Origin of the sequence: Pseudomonas triticicola (assembly GCF_019145375.1) — a bacterium.
GTDB classification, from domain to species: domain Bacteria; phylum Pseudomonadota; class Gammaproteobacteria; order Pseudomonadales; family Pseudomonadaceae; genus Aquipseudomonas; species Aquipseudomonas triticicola.
This window is the reverse complement of record NZ_JAHSTX010000001.1, coordinates 4,890,745-4,914,731: the sequence shown is the minus strand read 5'-3', so window position 1 is coordinate 4,914,731 and position 23,987 is coordinate 4,890,745. Positions and strand designations below refer to the sequence as shown.

The window sequence follows — 23,987 nt, the reverse complement described above, 5'->3', positions numbered from 1 at the left end:
AGCCGCATGTCCGTTCAATTTGTCACTCAGGACCGCTGGCTGGACCTCAACGATGTGTTGCGAGAACTGGTCGCCCAAGGCTTCATCTGCCAGGACGCGGCGGAACAGGCGCTCAATGCCCGCCGTCGCCATGCGGCTCACGGGCAGATGCATCCGCTGGAATTCATCGCCAGCCAGCAACTCGACGACCTCAGCCGTCCGGGCAAACATCTGGATCTGGAAAGCCTGACCCTGTGGCTGGCGCAACAGGCCGGTCAGCCGTACTTGCGCATTGATCCGCTGAAAATCAATGTCGCGGCGATCACGCCGCTGATGTCCTACGCCTTCGCCCAGCGCCACAAGATTCTCGCCGTCGCCGTGGACCGCGACTCGGTCACCGTGGCCAGCGCTCAGCCCTACGTCAGCGGTTGGGAAGCCGACCTGACCCACGTATTGAAGCTGCCGATCAAACGTGTCGTGGCCAACCCGGTGGACATCCAGCGCTTCAGCGTCGAGTTTTTCCGGCTGGCCAAATCGGTCAGCGGCGCCAGCAATGCCGACGCCCAGGGCGGCAACCTCGGCAACTTCGAACAACTGCTCAACCTCGGCGCCAGCGACCAGGAGCCGGACGCCAACGACGCGCACATCGTCAACATCGTCGACTGGCTGTTCCAGTACGCCTTCCAGCAGCGCGCCAGCGATATCCACATCGAACCGCGCCGCGAGCACGGCACCGTGCGCTTTCGCATCGACGGCGTGCTGCACAACGTCTATCAATTCCCGCCGCAGGTGACCATGGCGATCGTCAGCCGCCTGAAAAGTCTTGGCCGCATGAACGTCGCGGAAAAGCGCAAACCCCAGGATGGCCGGGTCAAGACCAAGACCCCGGACGGCGGCGAAGTGGAGTTGCGGCTGTCGACCTTGCCGACAGCGTTCGGCGAAAAAATGGTCATGCGGATTTTCGATCCGGAAGTGCTGCTGAAGAATTTCGACCAGTTGGGTTTCAGCGCCGACGACCTGCGCCGCTGGCAGGATATGACCCGCCAGCCCAATGGCATCATTCTGGTCACCGGGCCGACCGGTTCGGGCAAGACCACCACCCTGTACACCACGCTGAAAAAACTGGCGACGCCGGAGGTCAACCTCTGCACCATCGAAGACCCGATCGAAATGGTCGAGCCGGCCTTCAACCAGATGCAGGTGCAGCACAACATTGAGCTGACTTTCGCCGCCGGGGTGCGCGCGCTGATGCGGCAGGACCCGGATATCATCATGATCGGCGAGATCCGCGATCTGGAAACTGCGGAAATGGCGATTCAGGCCGCGCTCACCGGGCACTTGGTCCTATCGACGCTGCACACCAACGATGCGCCGAGCGCCATCAGCCGTTTGCTCGAACTCGGCGTGCCGCATTACCTGATCAAAGCGACCGTATTGGGCGTGATGGCTCAGCGTCTGGTGCGAACCTTGTGCCCGCACTGCAAGGCGCCGCTGACGCTCGAGGATGAAGACTGGCAAACCCTGACCCGGCCCTGGCAGGCGCCGCTGCCGAGCAATGCGCAGCGAGCGATCGGTTGCCTGGAATGCCGCGACACCGGCTATCGCGGCCGCGCCGGCGTGTACGAAATCATGCAGCTGAGCGACAGCCTCAAAGCGCTGATCACCCCGGATACCGACCTCACCGCGATCAGGCGTCAGGCCTTCAAGGAAGGCATGCGCAGCCTGCGCCTGTCCGGTGCGCAGAAAGTTGCGGCGGGGCTGACCACGGTGGAGGAAGTGCTGCGGGTGACACCGCAAAGTGAGTTGAAATAATTCAGCACGGAACTGGATCGGGGATCGGCTATCCAACGCCGTAGTCAATCCCAGGAGTCACCTCATCATGCGTCTCAAACTCGCTGTCGCCACCTTGGCCCTGCTGTCGCTTCCCGTTGGTTCGGCCATGGCGGACAGCTTTTGGCGTAACGTCATCTCCTCCGGCGCCACCACCGGTTCGACCTACCTGACGTTCAAGGATCACAAGCTGATCGTCGCCGCCCAGGACGACGCCGGCAGCTTCGTCGCCAGCGACGGCGGCATCCGTGGCCCGTATCTGGAAGCAGCGATGCAGAAAGTCCGCGCCGACAACCCTGGCCTCCAGGCTTCGGACATGGAACTGGCGAACGCGATTCTGGCGAAGAACGCCGTGGCTTCCGAGTAACAAAAATGCCGCTCAAACGAGCGGCATTTTTTTGCCTGTCTTCTGAACCCAATACAAAACCCGGTGGGAGCGAGCCTGCTCGCGAAAGCGGTGAGCCAGTCACCGAAAACGCTGGCTGGACGATTGCTTTCGCGAGCAGGCTCGCTCCCACAGGGGCGGTGGTGGATTTAGAGATCAGCGGTAATCATCCACCGGCACACACGCGCAATACAGGTTGCGATCGCCGTAGACGTTATCCACCCGATTCACCGCCGGCCAATATTTGTGCAAGCGTGTGTGCGCATCCGGGGTGATGGCCTGTTCGACACTGTAGGGTCGCTCCCAGATCCCAGTGACATCGGCCAAGGTATGCGGCGCGCGTTTGAGCGGGTTGTCTTCGCCCGGCCAGTTGCCCTTCTGCACTTCATTGATCTCGGCGCGAATGCTCAGCATCGCCGCGATGAAGCGGTCGAGCTCTGCCTTGGACTCGCTCTCGGTCGGCTCGACCATCAACGTCCCTGGCACCGGGAAGGACATGGTCGGCGCGTGGAAGCCGTAATCCATCAGACGCTTGGCGACGTCTTCCTCGCTGATGCCGGTCTGCGCCTTCAGCGGGCGCAGATCAAGAATGCATTCATGCGCCACCCGGCCATTGCGCCCGGTATACAGCACCGCAAACGCGCCGGATAAATGCTGCGCCAGATAATTCGCCGCCAGAATCGCCACCTCGCTGGCGTCCGCCAGTTGCGGCCCCATCATGGCGATGTACATCCAGCTGATCGGCAAAATGCTCGCACTGCCCCACGGCGCTGCGCTGACTGCGCCGTTCTGTGCCAGCGGCCCGTCAATCGGCACCACCGGATGGTTGGCGACGAACGGCGCCAGATGCGCGCGAACCCCGATCGGGCCCATGCCCGGCCCGCCGCCGCCATGGGGAATGCAGAAGGTCTTGTGCAAATTCATGTGCGACACGTCGGCACCGATGTCCGCCGGCCGTGCCAGCCCGACCTGCGCATTGAGGTTGGCGCCGTCCATGTACACCTGACCGCCGTGCTTGTGGATAACCTCGCAGATCTCGCTGATGCCTTCTTCGTACACGCCGTGGGTCGATGGGTAGGTCGCCATAAGGCATGACAACTTATCCCCAGCCTCGGCGGCTTTTGCTTTCAAATCCTCCAGATCGACATTGCCCGCCTCATCGCATTCAACAATCACCACACGCATCCCGGCCATCTGCGCCGACGCTGGATTGGTGCCGTGGGCCGAGGACGGAATCAGGCAGATATCCCGCGCGCCTTCCTTCCGGCTCTCGTGATATTTACGGATCGCCAGGAGCCCGGCGTACTCGCCCTGCGCGCCGGAGTTGGGCTGCATGCAGATCGCATCGAAACCGGTAATCGCACACAACCAACGCTCAAGCTCTTCGATCATCAGCGTGTAACCGACAGCCTGCTCCCTCGGCACAAACGGATGCAGATGGGCGAACTGCGGCCAGGTAATCGGGATCATCTCGCTGGTGGCGTTGAGTTTCATCGTGCACGAGCCTAGCGGGATCATCGATTGGTTGAGCGCCAGATCCTTGTTTTCCAGCTGTTTGAGGTAACGCAGCATCTCGGTTTCGCTGTGGTGAGCGTTGAACACCGGATGTTGCAGGTACGGCGTACTGCGCTGGAGTTCGTCGGGAATTCCCGAGGCGATGTCCTGCGCATCAAGCGCATCAACGCTCAGGCCGTGATCGGCGCCGAGCAGCACATCGAACAGTTTCGCCACGGTGTGTTCATCACAGGTCTCGTCCAGACTCAGACCGACGCGGCCGCGACCAAGAATGCGCAGGTTGATCTGCGCTGCCTGAGCACTTTCGATGATCGCCGTTTGCGCACCGCCGACCTCCAGAGTCAGCGTGTCGAAGAACTGCCTGTTGAGCCGTTTGATGCCGTTGCGCTCGAGTCCCGCGGCGAGGATGCAGGTCAGGCGATGCACGCGCTGGGCGATACGCTTCAAGCCCTCGGGGCCGTGATACACCGCGTAGCAACTGGCGATATTGGCCAGCAGTACCTGCGCTGTGCATATGTTCGAATTGGCTTTCTCGCGGCGGATGTGTTGCTCGCGGGTCTGCAGGGCCATGCGCAGCGCGACGTTGCCGCGAGCATCTTTCGACACACCGATGATCCGCCCCGGAATCGCCCTCTTGTACTCTTCGCGGCTGGCGAAGAACGCCGCGTGCGGCCCGCCATACCCCATCGGCACACCGAAACGCTGGGACGAACCGAACACCACATCGGCCCCCAACTCACCCGGCGGCGTCAGCACCAGCAGGCTGAGCAAATCGGTGGCGACACAGGCCAGGGCCTGTTGCGCGTGCAGGTGGTTGATCAAGGGTTTGAGATCGCGGATTTCGCCGTGGGTGTCCGGATATTGCAGCAGCGCGCCGAACACCTCGTGCTGCGCCAGGTTATCCACCGCGTCGACGATCAGCTCGAAGCCGAAACCTTCGGCGCGGGTCTGTACCACGGAGAGAGTTTGCGGATGGCAATTTTCATCCACAAAAAACAGATTGCTCTTCGACTTCGCCACGCGCTTGGCCAAAGCCATGGCTTCGGCCGCTGCGGTAGCCTCATCGAGCAGCGAGGCGTTGGCCAGTTCCAGGCCGGTGAGGTCGATGGTCAGTTGCTGAAAATTCAGCAGCGCTTCAAGCCGGCCTTGAGCGATTTCTGGTTGGTATGGGGTGTACGCGGTGTACCAGCCGGGATTTTCCAGCACGTTGCGCAAAATGACGGTTGGCGTGACGGTGCCGTGGTAGCCCATACCGATCAGGCTGGTGAACAGCTGATTCTGCTCGGCATAACCGCGCAGCTTCGCCAGTGCAGCCTGTTCGTCGAGGGCCGGCGGCAGATCCAGTGCGCGATTGAAGCGAATGCCCGGCGGCACGGTCTGCTCGATCAGCTCGGCGCGACTGCCCAGGCCGAGGCTGTCGAGCATCGCTTGCTGCTCGGCGGCATCCGGGCCGAGGTGGCGGCGCAGAAAGGCTTCGGGATCGCGTAACTGGCTCAGGGACGGCGACTGGGACATGACGGGCTCTCCTGGCTGGCGCTTGGCGTCAATCGACACGGTCAAACCAGCATAGCAGGCGAATTTTCAAGATCACGCCGCCCCTGTGGGAGCGAGCCTGCTCGCGAAAGCGGTGTTTCAGAAACCTTGGCATTGACTGATATGGCGCTTTCGCGAGCAGGCTCGCTCCCACAAAGGGATATTCGGCGCCCATAAAAAAGCCCCGACGAATCGGGGCTTTGAGTGTTGCCGGCGACTTACTCGCCGATTGCAGCCTTGTACCCAGCAGCATCCAGCAGGTTGTCCAGCTCGGCCTTGTCGCTTGGCTTGAGCTTGAAGATCCACGCGCCGTACGGGTCGGAGTTCAGCAGCTCGGGCGAGCCGCCCAGGTCTTCGTTGATCGCGATGACCTCACCGCTGACCGGGGCGTAGATGTCGGAGGCGGCTTTCACCGACTCGACCACGCCGGATTGATCACCGGCGGCGAACACCTTGCCGACTTCGGTCAGCTCGACGAACACCACGTCGCCCAGCGCTTCCTGCGCGTGATCGCTGATGCCCACGGTGACAGTGCCGTCAGCTTCCAGACGCGCCCATTCATGACTTTCGGCAAAACGCAGTTCGGCAGGGATATCGCTCATCTTCGGTTCCTCGGAAATTGGTCAGCGGTCATGCCCGCCAGAAAAGGTTAGATCAAGGTTTTGCCATGGCGTACGAAGGTCGGTTTGACCACTCGCACCGGATACCACTTGCCACGGATTTCCACTTCGGCGCGGTCGGCGGTTGCCATCGGTACACGCGCCAGGGCAATCGATTTGCTCAGCGTAGGAGAGAAACTACCACTGGTGATCTCCCCTTCGCCAACATCGGCGATGCGAACCACTTGGTGAGCGCGCAAAACCCCGCGCTCTTCCAGCACCAGACCGACCAGCTTGTGCGCCACACCGGCGGCTTTTTCCGCCTCCAGCGCCGCGCGGCCGATGAACTGCCGCGAGGCCGGCTCCCAGGCGATGCTCCAGGCCATGTTCGAGGCCAGCGGTGAAACGTCCTGATGAATATCCTGACCGTACAGGTTCATGCCGGCCTCGACGCGCAACGTGTCGCGAGCGCCAAGGCCGATCGGGGAAATACCGGCTCCGACCAGATCGTTGAAGAAGCCCGGCGCCTGATTCGCCGGCAGGCAGATTTCCAGGCCATCCTCGCCGGTGTAACCGGTGCGCGCGATGAACCAGTCGCCGTCGATGGCGCCTTCGAAAGGTTTGAGTTGCTGGATCAGCGTGGCGCGGGACTGGGTGACCAGTTCGGCAATCTTGTGCCGGGCCTGCGGGCCCTGGATGGCGAGCATCGCCAGCTCGGCGCGCTCGTGCAGTTGCACGTCGTAGGCGCCGAGCTGGGCGTTCATCCAGGCCAGATCCTGATCGCGGGTCGAGGCGTTGAACACCAGCCGGTAGGCGTCGTCGAGGCGATAGACGATCATGTCGTCGACGATGCCGCCACGCTCGTTGAGCATGGTGCTGTACAACGCCCGGCCGGGGCGGTGCAGACGTTCGACGTCGTTGGCCAGCAAATGCTGGAGCCAGGCTTTGGCCTGGGCGCCGTTGACATCGATCACGGTCATATGGGAAACATCGAACACCCCGCAATCGCGGCGCACTTCGTGGTGCTCCTCGACCTGCGAGCCGTAATGCAGTGGCATGTCCCAACCGCCAAAATCGACCATCTTCGCGCCGAGCGCGAGGTGCAGGTCATACAGAGGCGTACGCTGTCCCATGGGTTTCTCCTTCCGGGCGTGGCGAGGGTGCGGACCGCCGCTATACGGCTGAAAGCCTTGATAAGTAAGGCTTGCAGCCGATTCCAGCGCACGGGTCTGTCAGACGAACCGCACCGAATGCCGCGCATTGTAGCCGCATGATGTAGGACTGACGACTAAGTGTTTCGGTGCGCCGAACGTCGAATCAATCCGATCACCGGCAACAGGCCGACCAGCACCAGCGTCAATGCCGGCAACGAAGCGCGCGCCCACTCGCCTTCGCTGGTCATTTCAAAGATGCGCACCGCCAGCGTGTCCCAGCCAAACGGGCGCATCAGCAGGGTCGCAGGCATTTCCTTGAGCACATCGACGAACACCAGCAACGCGGCGCTCAAGGTGCCGGGCAGCAGCAGCGGCAGATACACTTTGAAAAACAGTCGCGGCCCACTGACACCCAGGCTACGTGCCGCTTCAGGCAAAGAGGGCCGTATACGCGCCAGACTGCTTTCCAGCGGCCCATAGGCGACGGCAATGAAGCGCACCAGATAAGCCATCAGCAACGCCGCGAGGCTGCCGAGCAGCAACGGTTTGCCGGCACCACCGAGCCAGGCGGAGAGCGGAATCACCAGTTCACGATCCAGATAACTGAAGGCAAGCATGATCGACACTGCCAGCACCGAACCGGGCAAGGCGTAGCCGAGATTGGCCAGACCGACGCCGGAGTTGATGGCTGGGGTCGGTGCCAGGCGCCGGGCAAACGCCAGCAATAGCGCAACACTGACGGTGATCAGCGCCGCCATCGCGCCCAGATACAGCGTATGCAAAATCAGCCCGGCATAACGCTCATCAAGATCGAACCGCCCACGCTGCCAGAACCAGACGACCAGTTGCAGCACCGGGATGACGAAGGCGCAGGCGAATACCATTCCACACCAGCCTGTCGCCGCCAAAGCCTTGAGCCCGCGCAGGTGATACAGCGCTTTCACCCGTGGCCGCTCATTGCTGGCCCGATTCGCCCCGCGTGCCCGGCGCTCGCCGTACAGCACCAGCATCACTACCAGCAGCAACAGACTGGCCAGTTGTGCGGCGCTGGGCAGGCTGAAGAAGCCGTACCAGGTCTTGTAGATTGCCGTGGTGAAGGTGTCGAAATTGAACACCGATACCGCGCCAAAATCGGCGAGGGTTTCCATCAGCGCCAGCGCCACGCCCGCGCCGATCGCCGGGCGCGCCATCGGCAGCGCAACCCGCCAGAACGCCTGCCACGGCGACTGCCCGAGCACCCGCGCCGCTTCCATCAAACCTTTGCCCTGAGCCAGGAACGCGGTGCGCGCCAGCAAATAAACGTAGGGATAAAACACCAGCACCAGCACCACGATCACCCCGCCGGTGGAACGCACTCGCGGCAGGCGCAGACCCGTGCCGAACCATTCGCGCAGCAGGGTTTGCACGGGGCCGGCGAAATCGAGCAGGCCGACGAAAACGAACGCCAGTACATACGCTGGAATGGCGAAGGGCAGCATCAGCGCCCAGTCGAGCCAGCGCCGACCGGGGAATTCACAGAGACTGGTCAGCCACGCGAGGCTGACACCCAGCAGCGTCACGCCGACACCGACGCCGAGGATCAGCGTCAGGGTATTGCCGAGCAGACGCGGCATCTGGGTTTGCCACAGGTGCGACCAGATCTGCTGATCGATGGTCTGCCACGACAACAACAGCACGCTCAGCGGCAACAGCACCAGCGCGGCGATGGCGAAGACGATGGGGTACCAGCGGCGTTGGGCGGGGTGGGCCACTTTTGGGTCTCTGGAGGGATTGGGGTGTTCTTGGATTGCGTATTTCAGGTTGGGATTGCTGCCCTCACCCTAGCCCTCTCCCGGAGGGAGAGGGAACTGACCGAGGTGCTCATGCAAACTACATCGACCTGAGATATTGAGTCGAACTCAAGTTTCGAAAACAACACAAGTTGGCTCCCTCTCCCTCCGGGAGAGGGCTGGGGTGAGGGAACGATCTTGAAAGATCAACAGTTACACGAAACGCCTCAGTTCCACCCCGCCCGATCCATCATCCGGATCGCCTCGGCCTGACGTTTGCCCGCCACTTCTACCGGCAAGGTATCAGCAATGAACTTGCCCCATGCCGCCACTTCTTCCGAAGGCGCCACCGCCGGGTTGGCCGGGAATTCCTGATTCACGTCGGCAAAAATCTTCTGCGCCTCAGGCGTGGTCATCCATTCGACCAGGGCCTTGGCCGCTTCCGGGTGCGGTGCATGTTTGGTCAGGCCGATGCCCGACAGGTTCACATGCACACCACGATCAGCCTGGTTCGGCCAGAACAGCTTCACCGGCAATTCAGGCTTCTGCTTGTGCAGGCGACCGTAGTAGTAGGTGTTGACGATGCCAACGTCACACTGCCCGGCGTTGATCGCTTCCAGCACCGCAACGTCATCGGAGAACACGTCAGTGGACAGGTTGTTGACCCAGCCCTTGAGGATTTTCTCGGTCTTCTCGGCGCCGTGGACTTCGATCATGGTCGCAGTCAGCGACTGGTTGTAGACCTTCTTCGCCGTGCGCAGGCACAGGCGACCTTCCCAATTCTTGTCGGCCAGCGCTTCATAGGTGGTCAGTTCGCCCGGCTTCACCCGCTCGGTGGAATAGGCGATGGTCCGCGCGCGCAGGCTCAGGCCGGTCCAGGCGTGGGTGGACGAGCGATATTGCTGAGGAATATTGGCGTCGATGGTTTTCGAGGTGAATGGCTGGAGGATGCCCATCTGCTCGGCCTGCCACAGGTTGCCGGCATCGACGGTGAGCAGCAGATCGGCTGTGGCGTTTTCACCTTCGGCCTTGATGCGCTGCATCAGCGGCGCTTCCTTGTCGGTGATGAACTTGATCTTCACCCCGGTCTTGGCGGTGTAGGCATCGAATACCGGTTTGATCAGCTCATCGATACGCGACGAATAAACCACCACCTCATCGGCGGCCTGGGCAGTGGTGCTGCCGATCAGGGTCAAGGCCAGTGCGGTCAGAAGACGCTTGGGTGCCAACATGGGAGTGGTCTCACGGTCGGGAAAGGTGGGCCAAATGATAAGGACTCACATTTACCACCACAATCGAACACTGGGGGAAGGCGTTACCAGATGTTGCACGACTCAAAACTGCGGTAAGTGGGCGGACGCTTTCGCGAGCAGGCTCGCTCCCACATTGGAATGCATCTCAACTGTGGGAGCGAGCCTGCTCGCGAAGGGGCCATCAGCCTCAATGAGGCGGTCAGGGCTTTGCCAGTGCTGGAAGATCCCCGGTCAGCCCCAGCGCCTCGCGAACAAACAACGCCTTCGCCTCGGGCATCTGCTCGACCAGTTTCAACCCGGTATTGCGCAACCAGCGCAGTGGCAGCGGGTCGGCCTGGAACAACCGCTCGAAGCCTTCCATCGCCGCCATCAGCGCCAGATTGTGTGGCATGCGCCGGCGCTCATAACGGCTCAATACTTTGACATCCGCCAGTCGCTCACCACGCTCATGCGCTTGCAGCAGCACTTCCGCCAGCACCGCTGCATCGAGGAAACCAAGGTTCACACCCTGCCCCGCCAACGGGTGAATGGTGTGCGCCGCATCACCGATCAACGCCAGGCCTTCAGCGACATAACGTTTGGCGTGACGCTGACGCAGCGGCACGCACAGACGCGGGTCGGCGCTGATCACTTCACCGAGGCGCCCCTCGAAGGCTCGCTCCAGCTCAGCGCAAAACGCAGTCTCCTCCAGCGCCATCAAGCGCTCGGCTTCAGCCGGTGTGGTCGACCAGACGATCGAGCACCAGTCCTGCTGACCATCACGTTCCAGCGGCAGAAACGCCAATGGCCCGTGATCGGTAAAGCGCTGCCAGGCGGTTTTGCGGTGCGGCTGGCTGCAGCGCACGCTGGTGACGATGGCGTGATGCAGATAATCCCACTCGCGGGTCGCCACCCCAGTGAGACGGCGCACAGCAGAATTGGCGCCGTCCGCCGCGATCACCAGCGGCGCGCGCAAGGTGCGGCCATCGGCCAGGGTCAGCAGCCAGTCATCGCCGGAGCGACGCATCTGTTCCAGCCGCGCATTGGCCAGCATGCCGAGGTCGCAATCATGCAAACGCTCGAGCAGCGCATCCTGCACCACGCGGTTTTCGACAATGTGGCCGAGCACATCGGCATGTACGCTGCTCGCCGAAAAATGAATTTGTCCGGTGCCGCTGCCGTCCCAGACGTGCATGTCGGTGTACGGGCTGCTGCGCCGCTGGGCGATGCCGTCCCAGACACCGAGGCGTTCGAGAATGCGCTGGCTCGCCGCCGACAATGCACTGACGCGCGGTTCGAACGCCGCTTCGGCATCGAACGGCTTCACGCTCAACGGGCTGCCGTCGAGCAGCAGCACTTCCAGCCCACTGTCCTGTAGCGCCAGCGCCAAGGCGCTGCCGACCATTCCGGCTCCGACAATCAGCAGATCTGCGCGCATTTCCATGCTTTAGGCCTGTCTCGCTTGCGGCTTGAGCCGCACGTAAAGGGTTTTACCGACCCGCGCCACAAGGTTGCCGGCGCCGTCATGAATGTCGACCTGCAACTGCGGCAGGTATTTCTCGCCGTTGGCGGTCTGCCGGCGGATCTCGTCGAGCAGAGTCTGGTCGATGTTGAACCGGGCGAACACCGGGCCTTTGCCCGGCGCAATGAAATCGATGTCGGCGGCTTTGTCCCAGACGATGTATTTCGGGCCGAGGTTTTCCATCAGCATCAACATGAAGAACGGGTCGACCATCGAATACAGACTGCCGCCAAACTGGGTGCCGACGTAGTTGCGGTTGTACCAACCCAAACCCATGGACACCTGCACATCGCGAAAGTCGTCACTGATGTGCCGAACGCGCACTCCGGCGCCGAGATACGGCGGGTAGAAGGTCATTACCCAGAGCATCAATCGTGCCTTGCCGATTTTTTTGCTCAGCCACTCAAGCATCCGGACGGGTTCCCAGGCCCATCGCCTGCCGGGCGAACCAGCGTTTGGCTGGCGGCAGCAGGTCGAGGCCGAGCAGGCCGAGATTGCGCCCCAGCGACACCAGCGGCTGGCTGCTGCCGAACAGGCGCGTGACCTGATCGGAGAAGCCCACCGTCAGGTCCTGATCAAGGCGCTGCCGCTCGCGATAGGCCTGCAACGTAGCGAAGTCGCCCAGCGGCTTATCACTCGCAAGCAGCGCGGCAGCCAAGGCATCGGCGTCACGCAGCGAAAGGTTGAAGCCCTGGCCGGCGATCGGGTGCAGGCTGTGTGCGGCGTTGCCGAGCACGGCCAGATGCGAGCGCACCTGTTCTTCAGCTTCGATCAGTGCCAGCGGATAAAGATGCCGCGCGCCGACCTGTTTCAAAGTGCCGAGGCGGTAACCGAACACGCCTTGCAGCTCGCTGAGAAAATCACGCTCGCTCAATTCAGTCAGACGCTGCGCATCCATGCCCAGCCGCGTCCACACCAGTGCGCAGCGATTGTCCGGCAACGGCAGCAGGGCCATCGGCCCCTCATCGGTAAAGCGCTCGAAAGCCATGCCGTTGTGCGCTTCACTCGGGGTGATGTTGGCAATCAGCGCGCTCTGGTTGTACGGGCGCGTGCGCACGTTGATGCCCAACTGTTCGCGCAGCCCGGACCGGCCGCCATCGGCGAGCACCGCGAGGTCGCATTCCAGCGTGGTTTCATCGTTGAGGGTCAGGCGGTAGCCATCGGCCAACGGCTCCATGCGCGTGACTTCCGCCGGGCAGCGCCACGTGATCACGTCTTTATCGAGGTGTTGCCACAGGCACTGGCCGAGCCAAGCGTTTTCCACCACGTAACCGAGCGCTGGCACACCCTCTTCCATCGCCGACAAGCGCGCGGTGGAGAAACGGCCACGGTCGGAGACATGAATCTGTTTGATCGGCTCGGCGCGGCGGGAAATTTCCTGCCACACGCCCAGGCGCTGATAAATCTGCCGCGAGCCGAACGACAGCGCCGAAGAGCGGGCGTCGTAGCTCGGCTGCCAGCTGTCGCCGGGAGCGAACGGTTCGATCAGGACGATTTTCCAGCCCTGCGCCTTGGCCCCGGCCTGCAACGCCAACGCCAGACTGGCGCCGACCAGACCGCCACCGATGATTGCCAGATTGACTCGACTCATGCTGCGTGTGTCCTTGCTTGTGCCATCAGCGCTTCGATCTCGGCAACGGTTTTTGGCACACCGCTGGTGAGAATTTCACAACCGGATCGCGTTACGACCACGTCATCCTCGATGCGCACGCCAATGCCGCGCCATTTCTTCGCCACGTTCTGATTGTCCGCGGCGATGTAGATGCCCGGCTCCACGGTCAGCGCCATGCCGACCTCCAGCACGCGCCATTCGCCGCCGACCTTGTACTCGCCGACGTCATGCACATCCATACCCAGCCAGTGGCCGGCACGGTGCATATAAAAAGCCTTGTAGGCTTCGCTGGCGATCAACTCGTCAACCTCGCCCTGCAACAAACCAAGCTTGACCAGACCTGCGGTGATCACCCGCACCGTGGCCTCGTGCGCCTGATTCCAGTGCTTGTTCGGTGCGATCTCGGCGAATGCCGCTTCCTGCGAAGCCAGCACCAACTCGTAGATCGCCTTCTGCTCCGGCGAAAACTTGCCGTTGACCGGCCACGTGCGGGTGATGTCGCTGGCGTAGCAGTCGATCTCGCAACCGGCGTCGATCAACACCAGATCGCCGTCCTTGAGCAACGCGTCATTCTGCTGGTAATGCAGGATGCAGCTGTTGCGCCCGGCGGCGACGATCGAACCGTAGGCCGGCATCTTCGCCCCGCCCTTGCGGAATTCGTAATCCAGTTCGGCTTCGAGGCTGTATTCATGCAGCCCCGGACGACTGGCCTGCATCGCGCGGATATGCGCTTGCGCGGAGATCCGCGCGGCTTCGCGCATCACCTTCACTTCTACCGCCGATTTATACAGGCGCATGTCGTGCAGCAGATGATCCAGGGCAACGAATTCATTCGGCGGCTGCGCGCCGAGGTGCGCCTTGGAGCGGATCACGTTGATCCAGTCCATCAGGTGCCGATCGAATTCAGGGTTGCTGCCCATCGCCGAATACACCCGGTCGCGGCCTTCGATCAGGCCGGGAAGAATGTCGTCGATGTCAGTAATCGGAAAGGCGTCGTCGGCGCCGTATTCGCGGATCGCGCCTTCCTGCCCGGCGCGCAGGCCATCCCACAATTCGCGTTCGGCGTTGCGTTCACGGCAGAACAGGATGTACTCGCCGTGCTCGCGACCGGGCATCAGAACGATGACGGCTTGTGGCTCGGGAAAACCGCTGAGGTACTGGAAGTCGCTGTCCTGACGGTAGACATGCTCGACGTCGCGGTTGCGGATGGCCACCGCGGCGGCGGGCAGGATCGCGATGCTGTTGGGTTCCATCTGCGCCATCAGGGCCTTGCGGCGACGGCTGTATTCCGCTTTGGGGATGTGGGTCATGGGCAGATGGCTTTCCCTGGCACGCGATTAATGCAGCGACGGCTTGGCGGCTGGCGGCACATCGGCTTTTTTGGTTTCCGAGAACAGCAGCAACGGCGCGACGCGCAGGTATTCCATGACTTCCATGTAGTCGGATTCGCCGTCTTCGGATTCTTCCAGCGCGTCCTGCACCTGGGAAATGGCTGCCAGATCCTGCAGCACTTCGGTGGCTTCGGTGCTGAGCATGCTGCTGTCGCGGCAGTTCAGGCCGAAACCGCTGAGGAAACCCTGGCACCACTCGCCCAGTGCGGCAGCGCGGTCGGCCAGCGGTGCATCGTCGGTCGGCAGCAGCAGAACGACGGTCACGTCGTCGCCAGTCAGCTCGCCTTTGACCATCTCCTGCAGGCCGATCAGGGCGTTGCGGACGTTGTCCTGGATCTCGCCTTCGAGCAGTTCGGCGGCGTCGATCAGCCAGCCGTCGTTATCGAAGCCGGCCCCGGCGCAACTGCGCCCGAGCAGCACGCCGTGCAGTTCGGCAGGCGAGACGTTGTGGCCGCTGGCAGTCAGCAGGGTGGCAAAGGCTTGGTACGGGGAATTCGCAATGGTCATGGGCAGCTAGGCGCCAGACGGCGCTATGTCTAGAATGAAGGCCTTGTATCCTACATCGACAGCCCCGCCAAGACCATTAAAGGCTGTCCGCCAGTTACCACCCATCAGACGAACACGTGGACCCAATGGAAGACACCGACCTGCAAGCGCTGATGGCCAGACTCGAACTGCTGATTGGCCGAGTCGAGCAACTTAAGAGTCAAAACGCACTCTTACTAGCTCAGGAAAAAACCTGGCGCGAGGAACGCGCTCACCTCATTGAAAAAAACGAAATCGCCCGGCGTAAGGTCGAATCGATGATTTCGCGCCTCAAGGCCCTGGAGCAAGACTCATGAGTTCAAGCAATAGCGTTACCGTGCAGATCCTCGACAAAGAGTATTCGATCATCTGCCCGCCGGAAGAACGCAGCAATCTGGTCAGTGCCGCCCGCTACCTGGACGGCAAGATGCGCGAGATCCGCAGCAGCGGCAAAGTCATCGGCGCCGACCGCATTGCCGTGATGGCCGCGCTGAACATCACCCACGACCTGTTGCACAAAGAAGAGCGCCCGGACATCCAGGCCAGCGGTTCGACCCGCGAACAGGTACGCGACTTGCTCGATCGTGTCGATCTGGTCCTGGCCGACGATCAGAACACCGCCAAGGGCTGATTCGCCTGACAGCTTGAGGTATACTCGCGGCACTCCCTGGGGTGCTTGCCAGTTGACGATGTCCCGGAGCCGATTCGCACTACCCTGGAAGTTGCACGTTGGGCTGGTGTGCATGTCCGCTAGACGGAAAGCCTTAAAGTCTACTGCTTCTTCCACCTTGAACTTTCGGGTTCAAGGGCTGAGTTGACAGCGGTTCATCCGGGGAGCCTGATTCGAATCCGATGTCGGTGTATGCCGACATCGGATTTTTTATGCGTACGTTTTTGCATCCACCTGCCGAAGCCGAACCATGACCGAACCCGCGCTGCTGCCCCGCCCGCAACTCCGCCGCCTGCTGCGCAAGGCGCGCCGCGCACTGACGCCGGGCGAACAACGCCAGGCTGCCAAAGGCCTGTTCCGGCAATTGGCCCACGACCCGCACTTTCGCCGGGCAAAACATATCTCTCTGTATTTGCCCACCGACGGTGAAATCGATCCGCGCCTGCTGCTGCGCGAAGCCCAGCGTCGCGGCAAGGCGACTTATCTGCCGGTACTCAGCGCATGGCCACGAACGAAAATGGTCTTCCAGCGTATTCGTCCTGGCGAAAAGCTGACCCCCAATCGCTTCCGCATCCTCGAGCCCCGGGCCAATCTGGCTCGGCAACGCAAGGTCTGGGCGCTGGATCTGGTGCTGTTGCCGCTGGTAGGGTTTGACGATGTCGGTGGGCGCCTGGGCATGGGCGGCGGATTTTATGATCGCAGCCTCGCCTATCTGGCCCGGCGCAAGAACTGGCGCAAGCCGACGCTGCTGGGCCTGGCCCATGAGTGTCAGAAGGTAGAACGTCTGGCGCAGGCGAGCTGGGATGTGCCGTTACAAGGCACGGTCACCGACAAGGCGTGGTATTTCGCAGAGTAGACGCCGCAGGGACCAGCGGCGTCGAAGAGACAGGTTCAGCGTTTGAAAGCGGTCGACTGTTGCACCTGTTGCGCCACTTCAATCGGCGCGTCGGCCTTGTTCGCCCACAGGCTCTGCGCGTAACCGGTGGTTACCACGCCCAGGCCAAACAAAATTACCAAAGTCCATAGCAAATCCGGTTTGCGTTTCATCGATTGCCCCCCTCAAGGCACATCATCACGATGACAGCAGCGGTTTCCGTTCGTAGGCCGTGCAGCAGCGTCAAGCTTTAAAGGCCGGCATTTTGCGGCAACGTGAACCTGTGCGCAAACGCTGACGTCAACCGACTGTCGGTTTGTCATAAAATTGCCCGACAACCTGCCCAATGACCTTTTCAGGAGCACAAGACATGGCCTATTGGCTGATGAAATCAGAGCCGGACGAGCTTTCGATCAAGGGTCTGGAAAAGCTCGGCAAGGCGCGCTGGGACGGGGTTCGCAATTATCAGGCGCGCAACTTCCTGCGGGCGATGGCCGTTGGTGACGAGTTCTTTTTCTACCATTCCAGCTGCCCCGAGCCGGGGATTGCCGGGATCGGCAAAATTATTGAAGCAGCGTATCCCGATCCGACGGCGCTGGAGCCCGACAGTCATTACTTCGATCCGAAGGCTACAGCAGAAAAAAATGCCTGGAGCGCGATCGATGTCGTGCATGTCGAGACGTTCAAACGGGTGTTGAAGCTGGATTATCTGAAGCAGCAGACGGCGCTGGCGGAGCTGCCGCTGGTGCAGAAGGGCTCGCGGTTGTCGGTGATGCCGGTTACACCAGAACAGTGGGCGGCGGTTATCGGGCTCAAACCCTGATTCATTTTTGCCTGATAAATAGCTTTCGCGAGCAGGCTCGCTCCCACAGGAACATGCAGTCCAATGTGGGAGCGAGCCTGCTCGCGAAGAGGCCTGCCCGGACAGCGAATGACTTACTGAATGATCAGGTTGTTGAACAACAGATCCTCAACAACAGGCTTGCCGGTCTCGTCATTCATGACCTGCTGGGTCTGCTTCAACGCTTCCTGACGGAGCTTTTCCTTGCCTTCAATGCTGCCCATCGCCTCGGTGGTCTGCTGAGTGAACAGCGCCACCAGCTGATTGCGGATCAGCGGCTCGTTGGCCTTGACCAGTTTGGTCGCCTCTTCGCCGGTTACGCGCAGGGCCACATCGGCCTTGTAGACCTTGAGTTTGGCGGTGCCGTCGAGGCCGTAATTGCCGACGAACGGCGGGCTCAGAGTGATGTAATTGACCTTCGGCGCCTCGCCTTCTTTGGCTTCTTCGGCCAGTGCTGCCACAGGCAGAGACAGGGCCAGCAACAACATGATCCACGCTTTCACAATTCGCTCCTTATCCGGTTTGCGGCCTAGCATAACGACCCGCCGCGCAAGCACAAGCTTATGGCTGACTATCAGGGCCGGGCATGCTCGTTGACCCGTTGATTCACACACCTACACTTATCGGCCATCACTCCCAAAGGAATAGCCCTGATGAAAGCCGTGCTGTGCAAAGCCTTCGGCCCTGCCGAATCGCTGGTGCTGGAAGACGTCGCCAGCCCCGCCCTGAAGAAGAATGAAATCCTGCTGGACGTGCACGCCGCCGGGGTCAACTTCCCGGACACGCTGATCATCGAGGGCAAGTACCAGTTCAAACCGCCCTTCCCGTTCTCGCCGGGCGGTGAAGCGGCGGGCGTGGTGCGCGAAGTCGGGGAAAAGGTCAGCCATCTGAAAGTCGGCGACCGGGTCATGGCCCTGACTGGCTGGGGCAGTTTTGCCGAGCAGGTTGCGGTGCCGGGCTACAACGTCCTGCCGATTCCGCCGTCGATGGACTTCAACATTGCCGCTGCATTCAGCATGACCTACGGCACGTCGATGCACGCGCTCAAGCAACGCGCCCAACTGCAGCCGGGCGAAACCCTGCTGGTGCTCGGCGCATCGGGCGGCGTCGGCCTCGCCGCCGTGGAGATTGGCAAAGCCATGGGCGCCCGGGTGATCGCCGCCGCCAGCAGCGCCGAAAAACTCGCGGTGGCCAAGGCTGCCGGCGCCGATGAACTGATCAACTACAGCGAAGCCAGCCTCAAGGACGAGATCAAACGCCTCACCGACGGCCAGGGCGCCGACGTGATCTACGACCCGGTCGGCGGCGACCTGTTCGACCAGGCCATCCGCGCCATCGCCTGGAACGGCCGCCTGCTCGTAGTCGGCTTCGCCAGCGGACGCATCCCGGAACTGCCGGTCAACCTCGCACTGCTCAAAGGCGCGGCGGTGCTCGGCGTGTTCTGGGGCTCCTTTGCCCAGCGCCAGCCCCAGGACAACGCAGCCAACTTTCAGCAGCTGTTCGCCTGGTTTGCCGAGGGCAAGCTGAAACCGCTGGTATCGCAGGTGTATCCGCTGAGCAATGCCGCGCAGGCGATCGATGATCTCGGCCAGCGCAAGGCTGTGGGCAAGGTTGTTGTTCAGGTTCGTTGAAACACGGAGCGATCCGGAGGAGCAATCCGGATTGCTTTACCTTTGAGGTCTGCCTCTTCCCTGCGCTAAACCGCAGAAACCCACCCGAGCCACCATCCCCTCAGCGCCGCCTTCTTATCTCAGAGCGACATGTTCATAAAGGAACGCTCATCTGTCCAAATTTCCGCTGTTTTGCCGACGTGAAGCGATGCTATTTTCGGTAACGAAACTGTAACATTCGCATCCGCAGTCAAAACAAGAAAACTGGAGCTCTTGAATGTTTGCTTTCTTTCGTCCTGCCGCACATCAGGCTCCATTGCCTGAAGAAAAAATAGACAGCACCTACCGCCGCCTGCGCTGGCAGATCTTCGCCGGTATCTTTATCGGCTACGCCGGTTACTACCTGCTGCGCAAGAACTTCTCCCTGGCCATGCCGTACCTGATCGACGAAGGTTACAGCCGTGGCGACCTCGGTCTGGCGATGTCGGCGATCGCCATCGCTTACGGTCTGTCGAAGTTCCTCATGGGCCTGGTGTCCGACCGTTCCAACCCGCGCTTCTTCCTGCCGTTCGGTCTGCTGGTCTCGGCCGGGGTGATGTTCATTTTCGGTTTCGCGCCGTGGGCAACGTCCAGCGTGACGATGATGTTCATTCTGCTGTTCATCAACGGCTGGGCGCAGGGCATGGGCTGGCCGCCGAGCGGGCGGACTATGGTGCACTGGTGGTCGCAGAAGGAACGCGGCGGCGTGGTGTCGGTGTGGAATGTGGCGCACAACGTTGGCGGCGGTCTGATCGGCCCGCTGTTCCTGATCGGCATGGGCCTGTTCAATGACTGGCACGCCGCGTTCTACGTCCCGGCGGCGGTCGCGCTGGGCGTGGCGGTGTTCGCCTTCATCACCATGCGCGACACCCCGCAATCGGTCGGCCTGCCGCCAATCGAGCAGTACAAGAACGATTACCCGGAAGGCTACGACGCCAGCCACGAAGACGAATTCAGCGCCAAGGAAATCTTCGTCAAATACGTGCTGCGCAACAAAATGCTCTGGTACATCGCCATGGCCAACGTCTTCGTCTACCTGCTGCGCTACGGCGTGCTGGACTGGGCGCCGACGTACCTGAAGGAAGCCAAGGGTTTCACCGTGGATAAAACCTCGTGGGCCTATTTCTTCTACGAGTGGGCGGGGATTCCGGGCACGCTGCTGTGCGGCTGGATGTCGGACAAGATCTTCCGTGGCAACCGCGGCCTGACCGGCATGGTGTTCATGGCCTTGGTGACCGTGGCAACCCTGGTTTACTGGCTGAATCCCGCCGGCAACCCGATGATCGACATGATCGCACTGTTGTCGATCGGCTTCCTGATCTACGGTCCGGTGATGCTGATCGGTCTGCAAGCGCTGGAGCTGGCGCCGAAGAAAGCCGCCGGTACCGCAGCGGGCTTCACCGGTCTGTTCGGTTATCTGGGTGGTTCGGTCGCGGCCAGTGCGGCGATGGGCTACACCGTTGACCACTTCGGCTGGGATGGCGGGTTCGTGCTACTGGTCGGCGCTTGCCTGCTGGCGATGGCCTTCCTTGCGCCAACGCTGTGGCACAAGCAAGTCGCCAGTCAGAGCCGTGAAGCGGTCGCCTGATCGCTGTGTGATTTACAGCGCTTGAGCCGCGCCTCCAGATTTCGATCCGGCATGGCGTGGCTGCGCAGGGCGTGAACGGTCTGCTCGACGTAATCGCGAGTGGTGCCGTAACGCCCGCTGGCGCTGGCGAAGACCTGGCTGAGCACATGATCCGGCAAGTTGCCGGCATAGCTCGGCAGGTGGCGCTCCAGAACGAATCCCAAGGCCTGCACCTGAGTGCCATCTTCGAGCCGGCAATTGAGCCAGTGCGGGCGATACGACGGAAACGGCATCTCACGTTTCCACAGCGCATACAGCGCGGTATCGAGATTGTCTTCCGGCAAGCGGTAGGCAAAGCCACTGCATGAACCGCCACGATCCAGACCGAACACCAGGCCGGGCATTTCCGGCGTACCCCGATGCTCGTGGGACCACAGGTACAAGCCGCGATGGTAGCCATGCACGCGACCGCGCATGCGCTCGACTGCCGTGCATTCCGGGCGCCAGATCAGCGAACCATACGCGAACAGCCACACCGGCCCACCCTTGTGGCGCGCCATGGTCGATTGCATGGAAGCGAGAAGTTGTTCGTGCGTCAGCTGCGGCCCAAGATCGAGCCGAGGAGGGTAAGCCAGGTTCAGAATTGCGTTTTCAATGGCGCTCATGGCGAATAGCGTTCAGCTCCCCGCGGGTGAAGAATTACTTAATAGAACGCACCGCTGTAACAATAAGGCACATATGTTTTAAGGCAAATTAAGTGCCACTGCTTAATTGCCTGATTGATATATAACCTAGCGGTATTTGCCTAATTAGATAAATACCGATCGGCTATATGCCAAGTTATAAGTATCAGGAGCGCGGCGCGTAGGCGAATACATCGGCGCGCATCTGATGCGCATCCATCCCCGCCTCGACGAGCGCGTCCAGCGTGCCGTAGACCATCGCCGGCGAACCACTGGCATAGACGTGCAGCGGCTTCAGATCGGGGAAATCTTCGCAAACCGCCTCGTGCAACATCCCGCAGCGCGCTTCCCAGCCGCACTGGTCGCTGACCACTTTGTGCAGGAACAGATTGGGCAGCTTCAGCCATTCGTCCCAGTGCTCGATCTGATAAAAATCTTCCGGGCGGCGCACGCCCCAGTACAGATGCACCGGATGCTTGAAACCTTCAGCGCGGCAATGTTCGATCAAGGCGTGAATCTGGCCCATGCCTGTGCCCGCGGCGATCAGCACCAGCGGGCCATCGGGCAGTTCCGCAAGATGAGTGTCGCCAAAGGGCAGCTCGACACGCACCATCGGGTTGCGTTGCAACTGCTCGATCAGGCTTAACGCACTGGTTTCGCGCGCCAGCACATGGATTTCCAGGTCACGCCCGCCGTGGGGTGCCGAAGCCATGGAGAACGCCGATTTCTCGCCGCTCTCACGCTCGATCATCAAATATTGCCCGGCGTGATAGCGCGGCGGCTTGCCCGCCGGTGCCCGCAGGCGCACGCGCCAGGTGTCGCCGCCGACCTCGCGGCACTCGATGACCTGACACGACAGGCTGCGCACCGGCAGCTCACCGAGTGCGAGCACGCCATCCCACAGCAGCACGCAGTCTTCCAGCGGTGCGGCGATGCAGGTGTAGAACTCGCCATGATCGTGGACTTTGCCGGCCTGCTCGACGCGGCCCTCGACCAGCAGCGCTGCACACACGTGGCAATTGCCGTTGCGGCAGCTTTGCGGGCAGTCATAGCCCAGGCGCCGCGCACCGTCGAGAATCCGCTCACCGGGCTGTATCTCGAGCACTGCTCCGGAAGGCTGCAGGGTTACACGCATCAATCTATTCCTAACTGATTCCAGATGGCATCGATCCGTTGGGTGACGGCGTCGTCCTTGACGATCACGCGGCCCCACTCGCGAGTGGTTTCGCCCGGCCACTTGTGGGTGGCATCCAGGCCCATTTTCGAGCCCAGGCCGGAAATCGGCGAAGCGAAGTCGAGGTAGTCGATCGGCGTGTTGTCGATCATCACCGTGTCGCGCTTGGGGTCCATGCGCGTGGTGATGGCCCAGATCACGTCGTTCCAGTCGCGGGCGTTGATATCGTCGTCAGTGACGATAACGAACTTGGTGTACATGAACTGTCGCAAAAACGACCAGACGCCGAGCATCACGCGCTTGGCATGCCCCGGATACGACTTCTTCATCGTCACCACGGCCATGCGGTACGAGCAGCCTTCCGGCGGCAGGTAGAAGTCGGTGATTTCCGGGAACTGCTTCTGCAGGATCGGCACGAACACTTCGTTCAGCGCCACGCCGAGAATCGCCGGCTCATCCGGCGGACGGCCGGTGTAAGTGCTGTGATAGATCGGCTTTATCCGGTGGGTGATGCGCTCGACGGTGAACACCGGGAAGCTGTCGACTTCGTTGTAGTAACCGGTGTGGTCGCCATACGGGCCTTCGTCGGCCATTTCGCCGGGATGGATCACGCCTTCAAGAATGATTTCGGCGGTGGCCGGCACTTGCAGATCGTTGCCACGGCACTTGACCAGTTCCGTGCGATTGCCGCGCAAGAGCCCTGCGAAAGCATATTCGGAGAGGCTGTCAGGTACCGGCGTCACGGCACCGAGAATCGTTGCCGGATCGGCGCCAAGGGCCACGGACACCGGGAACGGCTGGCCCGGATGCTTCTCGCACCACTCGCGGAAGTCGAGAGCACCGCCACGATGGCTGAGCCAGCGCATGATCACCTTGTTGCGGCCGATCACTTGCTGGCGGTAGATACCGAGGTTCTGGCGTTCCTTGTTCGGACCTTTGGTGACCGTCAGGCCCCAAGTGATCAGCGGACCGACGTCGCCGGGCCAGCAGGTCTGCACCGGCAACATCGCCAGATCGACGTCGTCGCCTTCGATGACCACTTCCTGGCACACCGCGTCTTTGACGACTTTTGGCGCCATCGAAATGATCTTGCGGAAGATCGGCAGTTTCGACCACGCGTCCTTCAAGCCCTTCGGCGGCTCCGGCTCCTTGAGAAAGGCCAGCAGCTTGCCGATTTCGCGCAGTTCGCTGACCGACTCGGCGCCCATGCCCATCGCTACCCGCTCAGGGGTGCCGAACAGGTTGCCGAGCACCGGAATGTCATAACCGGTAGGTTTTTCGAACAGCAGCGCCGGGCCTTTGGCCCGCAGCGTGCGATCGCACACCTCAGTCATCTCCAGCACCGGCGAGACGGGAATCTGGATGCGTTTCAACTCTCCGCGCTGCTCAAGCTGCTGCACGAAATCCCGAAGATCCTTGAATTTCATTGACGATGGCACCCTCAAAATAGGCGTACATCCTACCTGCTCTGAGGGGCAAACAG

General features: G+C 61.5%; 23 protein-coding genes and 1 other RNA gene. 9 read left to right on the top strand and 15 right to left on the bottom strand.

The annotated features are described in order from the left end of the window. The first annotated feature begins 6 nt into the window (after window positions 1-6). A complete protein-coding gene (gene tfpB / locus KVG85_RS21680) occupies window positions 7-1,791 on the top strand; it encodes a type IV pilus assembly ATPase TfpB (protein ID WP_024014732.1) in 1,785 nt (594 codons plus the stop codon). Window positions 1,792-1,855: 64 nt separating this feature from the next. After that, window positions 1,856-2,176 (top strand): DUF2388 domain-containing protein, encoded by a 321-nt coding sequence (locus KVG85_RS21675; protein WP_172667868.1) that lies wholly within the window; start codon window positions 1,856-1,858, stop codon window positions 2,174-2,176. A 174-nt stretch (window positions 2,177-2,350) separates the two neighbouring features. On the opposite strand, the gene gcvP is transcribed toward KVG85_RS21675, so the two are convergent. The 10 genes from gcvP to KVG85_RS21625 form a co-directional block, all read right to left on the bottom strand. Next, window positions 2,351-5,224 (bottom strand): aminomethyl-transferring glycine dehydrogenase, encoded by a 2,874-nt coding sequence (gcvP, locus tag KVG85_RS21670; protein WP_217864909.1) that lies wholly within the window; start codon window positions 5,222-5,224, stop codon window positions 2,351-2,353. 236 nt (window positions 5,225-5,460) lie between these two features. Next, on the bottom strand, window positions 5,461-5,844 hold the full coding sequence (gene gcvH, locus KVG85_RS21665) for a glycine cleavage system protein GcvH (RefSeq protein ID WP_217864908.1): 384 nt from the start codon (window positions 5,842-5,844) through the stop codon (window positions 5,461-5,463). 47 nt (window positions 5,845-5,891) lie between these two features. Further along, window positions 5,892-6,974, bottom strand: a complete 1,083-nt coding sequence (gcvT, locus tag KVG85_RS21660; protein ID WP_130889093.1) for a glycine cleavage system aminomethyltransferase GcvT — start codon at window positions 6,972-6,974, stop codon at window positions 5,892-5,894. 155 nt (window positions 6,975-7,129) lie between these two features. Next, window positions 7,130-8,746 carry an ABC transporter permease gene (locus tag KVG85_RS21655; protein WP_217864907.1) on the bottom strand — a complete coding sequence of 539 codons (1,617 nt, stop codon included), beginning with the start codon at window positions 8,744-8,746 and terminating at the stop codon, window positions 7,130-7,132. A 245-nt stretch (window positions 8,747-8,991) separates the two neighbouring features. Beyond that, the gene (locus tag KVG85_RS21650; protein WP_041476889.1) at window positions 8,992-9,996 is read right to left on the bottom strand and encodes an extracellular solute-binding protein; all 1,005 of its coding nucleotides are present in this window, start codon (window positions 9,994-9,996) and stop codon (window positions 8,992-8,994) included. A 220-nt stretch (window positions 9,997-10,216) separates the two neighbouring features. Further along, complete coding sequence (locus KVG85_RS21645) at window positions 10,217-11,434, bottom strand: 2-octaprenyl-3-methyl-6-methoxy-1,4-benzoquinol hydroxylase (protein WP_217865012.1); 1,218 nt, start codon at window positions 11,432-11,434, stop codon at window positions 10,217-10,219. 9 nt (window positions 11,435-11,443) lie between these two features. Beyond that, on the bottom strand, window positions 11,444-11,929 hold the full coding sequence (locus KVG85_RS21640) for a DUF4442 domain-containing protein (RefSeq protein ID WP_217864906.1): 486 nt from the start codon (window positions 11,927-11,929) through the stop codon (window positions 11,444-11,446). Further along, a complete protein-coding gene (gene ubiH / locus KVG85_RS21635; RefSeq protein ID WP_217864905.1) occupies window positions 11,922-13,109 on the bottom strand; it encodes a 2-octaprenyl-6-methoxyphenyl hydroxylase in 1,188 nt (395 codons plus the stop codon). Before ubiH ends, KVG85_RS21640 begins: the two co-directional genes overlap by 8 nt. Continuing rightward, window positions 13,106-14,440, bottom strand: coding sequence for a Xaa-Pro aminopeptidase (pepP, locus tag KVG85_RS21630; RefSeq protein WP_217864904.1), 1,335 nt, complete (start codon window positions 14,438-14,440; stop codon window positions 13,106-13,108). Before pepP ends, ubiH begins: the two co-directional genes overlap by 4 nt. A gap of 27 nt (window positions 14,441-14,467) precedes the next feature. After that, complete coding sequence (locus KVG85_RS21625) at window positions 14,468-15,028, bottom strand: YecA/YgfB family protein (RefSeq protein ID WP_217864903.1); 561 nt, start codon at window positions 15,026-15,028, stop codon at window positions 14,468-14,470. 125 nt (window positions 15,029-15,153) lie between these two features. Between KVG85_RS21625 and KVG85_RS21620 the strand changes: the two genes are divergently transcribed. The 4 genes from KVG85_RS21620 (at window position 15,154) to KVG85_RS21605 (ending at window position 16,572) form a co-directional block, all read left to right on the top strand. Then, a complete protein-coding gene (locus KVG85_RS21620; protein ID WP_007911197.1) occupies window positions 15,154-15,363 on the top strand; it encodes a TIGR02449 family protein in 210 nt (69 codons plus the stop codon). After that, window positions 15,360-15,677 carry a cell division protein ZapA gene (locus KVG85_RS21615; protein WP_016772632.1) on the top strand — a complete coding sequence of 106 codons (318 nt, stop codon included), beginning with the start codon at window positions 15,360-15,362 and terminating at the stop codon, window positions 15,675-15,677. The genes KVG85_RS21620 and KVG85_RS21615 overlap by 4 nt, the downstream gene beginning before the upstream one ends. Before the next feature lie 30 nt (window positions 15,678-15,707). Next, window positions 15,708-15,886, top strand: a non-coding RNA gene (gene ssrS / locus KVG85_RS21610) — 6S RNA. Between the two features lie 80 nt (window positions 15,887-15,966). Further along, window positions 15,967-16,572, top strand: a complete 606-nt coding sequence (locus KVG85_RS21605) for a 5-formyltetrahydrofolate cyclo-ligase (protein WP_217864902.1) — start codon at window positions 15,967-15,969, stop codon at window positions 16,570-16,572. 35 nt (window positions 16,573-16,607) lie between these two features. Here the strand turns inward: KVG85_RS21605 and KVG85_RS21600 are convergent, their stop codons facing one another. Beyond that, window positions 16,608-16,763, bottom strand: coding sequence for a hypothetical protein (locus KVG85_RS21600; RefSeq protein ID WP_007911192.1), 156 nt, complete (start codon window positions 16,761-16,763; stop codon window positions 16,608-16,610). 197 nt (window positions 16,764-16,960) lie between these two features. On the opposite strand from KVG85_RS21600, the gene KVG85_RS21595 reads away from it, so the two are divergent. Next, complete coding sequence (locus KVG85_RS21595; RefSeq protein WP_217864901.1) at window positions 16,961-17,413, top strand: EVE domain-containing protein; 453 nt, start codon at window positions 16,961-16,963, stop codon at window positions 17,411-17,413. Between the two features lie 113 nt (window positions 17,414-17,526). Here KVG85_RS21595 and KVG85_RS21590 read toward each other — a convergent pair whose 3' ends face one another. Next, on the bottom strand, window positions 17,527-17,934 hold the full coding sequence (locus KVG85_RS21590) for a flagellar basal body-associated protein FliL (protein ID WP_039757432.1): 408 nt from the start codon (window positions 17,932-17,934) through the stop codon (window positions 17,527-17,529). Between the two features lie 150 nt (window positions 17,935-18,084). Between KVG85_RS21590 and KVG85_RS21585 the strand changes: the two genes are divergently transcribed. Further along, complete coding sequence (locus tag KVG85_RS21585; protein WP_217864900.1) at window positions 18,085-19,062, top strand: NADPH:quinone oxidoreductase family protein; 978 nt, start codon at window positions 18,085-18,087, stop codon at window positions 19,060-19,062. A 256-nt stretch (window positions 19,063-19,318) separates the two neighbouring features. Further along, a complete protein-coding gene (gene glpT / locus KVG85_RS21580; RefSeq protein WP_217864899.1) occupies window positions 19,319-20,668 on the top strand; it encodes a glycerol-3-phosphate transporter in 1,350 nt (449 codons plus the stop codon). Here the strand turns inward: glpT and KVG85_RS21575 are convergent. The 3 genes from KVG85_RS21575 to ubiD form a co-directional block, all read right to left on the bottom strand. Then, window positions 20,644-21,312 (bottom strand): gamma-glutamylcyclotransferase, encoded by a 669-nt coding sequence (locus KVG85_RS21575; protein WP_042607082.1) that lies wholly within the window; start codon window positions 21,310-21,312, stop codon window positions 20,644-20,646. The genes glpT and KVG85_RS21575 overlap by 25 nt on opposite strands. 184 nt (window positions 21,313-21,496) lie before the next feature. Further along, a complete protein-coding gene (locus KVG85_RS21570) occupies window positions 21,497-22,465 on the bottom strand; it encodes a CDP-6-deoxy-delta-3,4-glucoseen reductase (protein ID WP_217864898.1) in 969 nt (322 codons plus the stop codon). Continuing rightward, window positions 22,465-23,931, bottom strand: coding sequence for a 4-hydroxy-3-polyprenylbenzoate decarboxylase (gene ubiD, locus KVG85_RS21565; RefSeq protein WP_039757427.1), 1,467 nt, complete (start codon window positions 23,929-23,931; stop codon window positions 22,465-22,467). The genes KVG85_RS21570 and ubiD overlap by 1 nt, the downstream gene beginning before the upstream one ends. Window positions 23,932-23,987 lie beyond the last annotated feature (56 nt).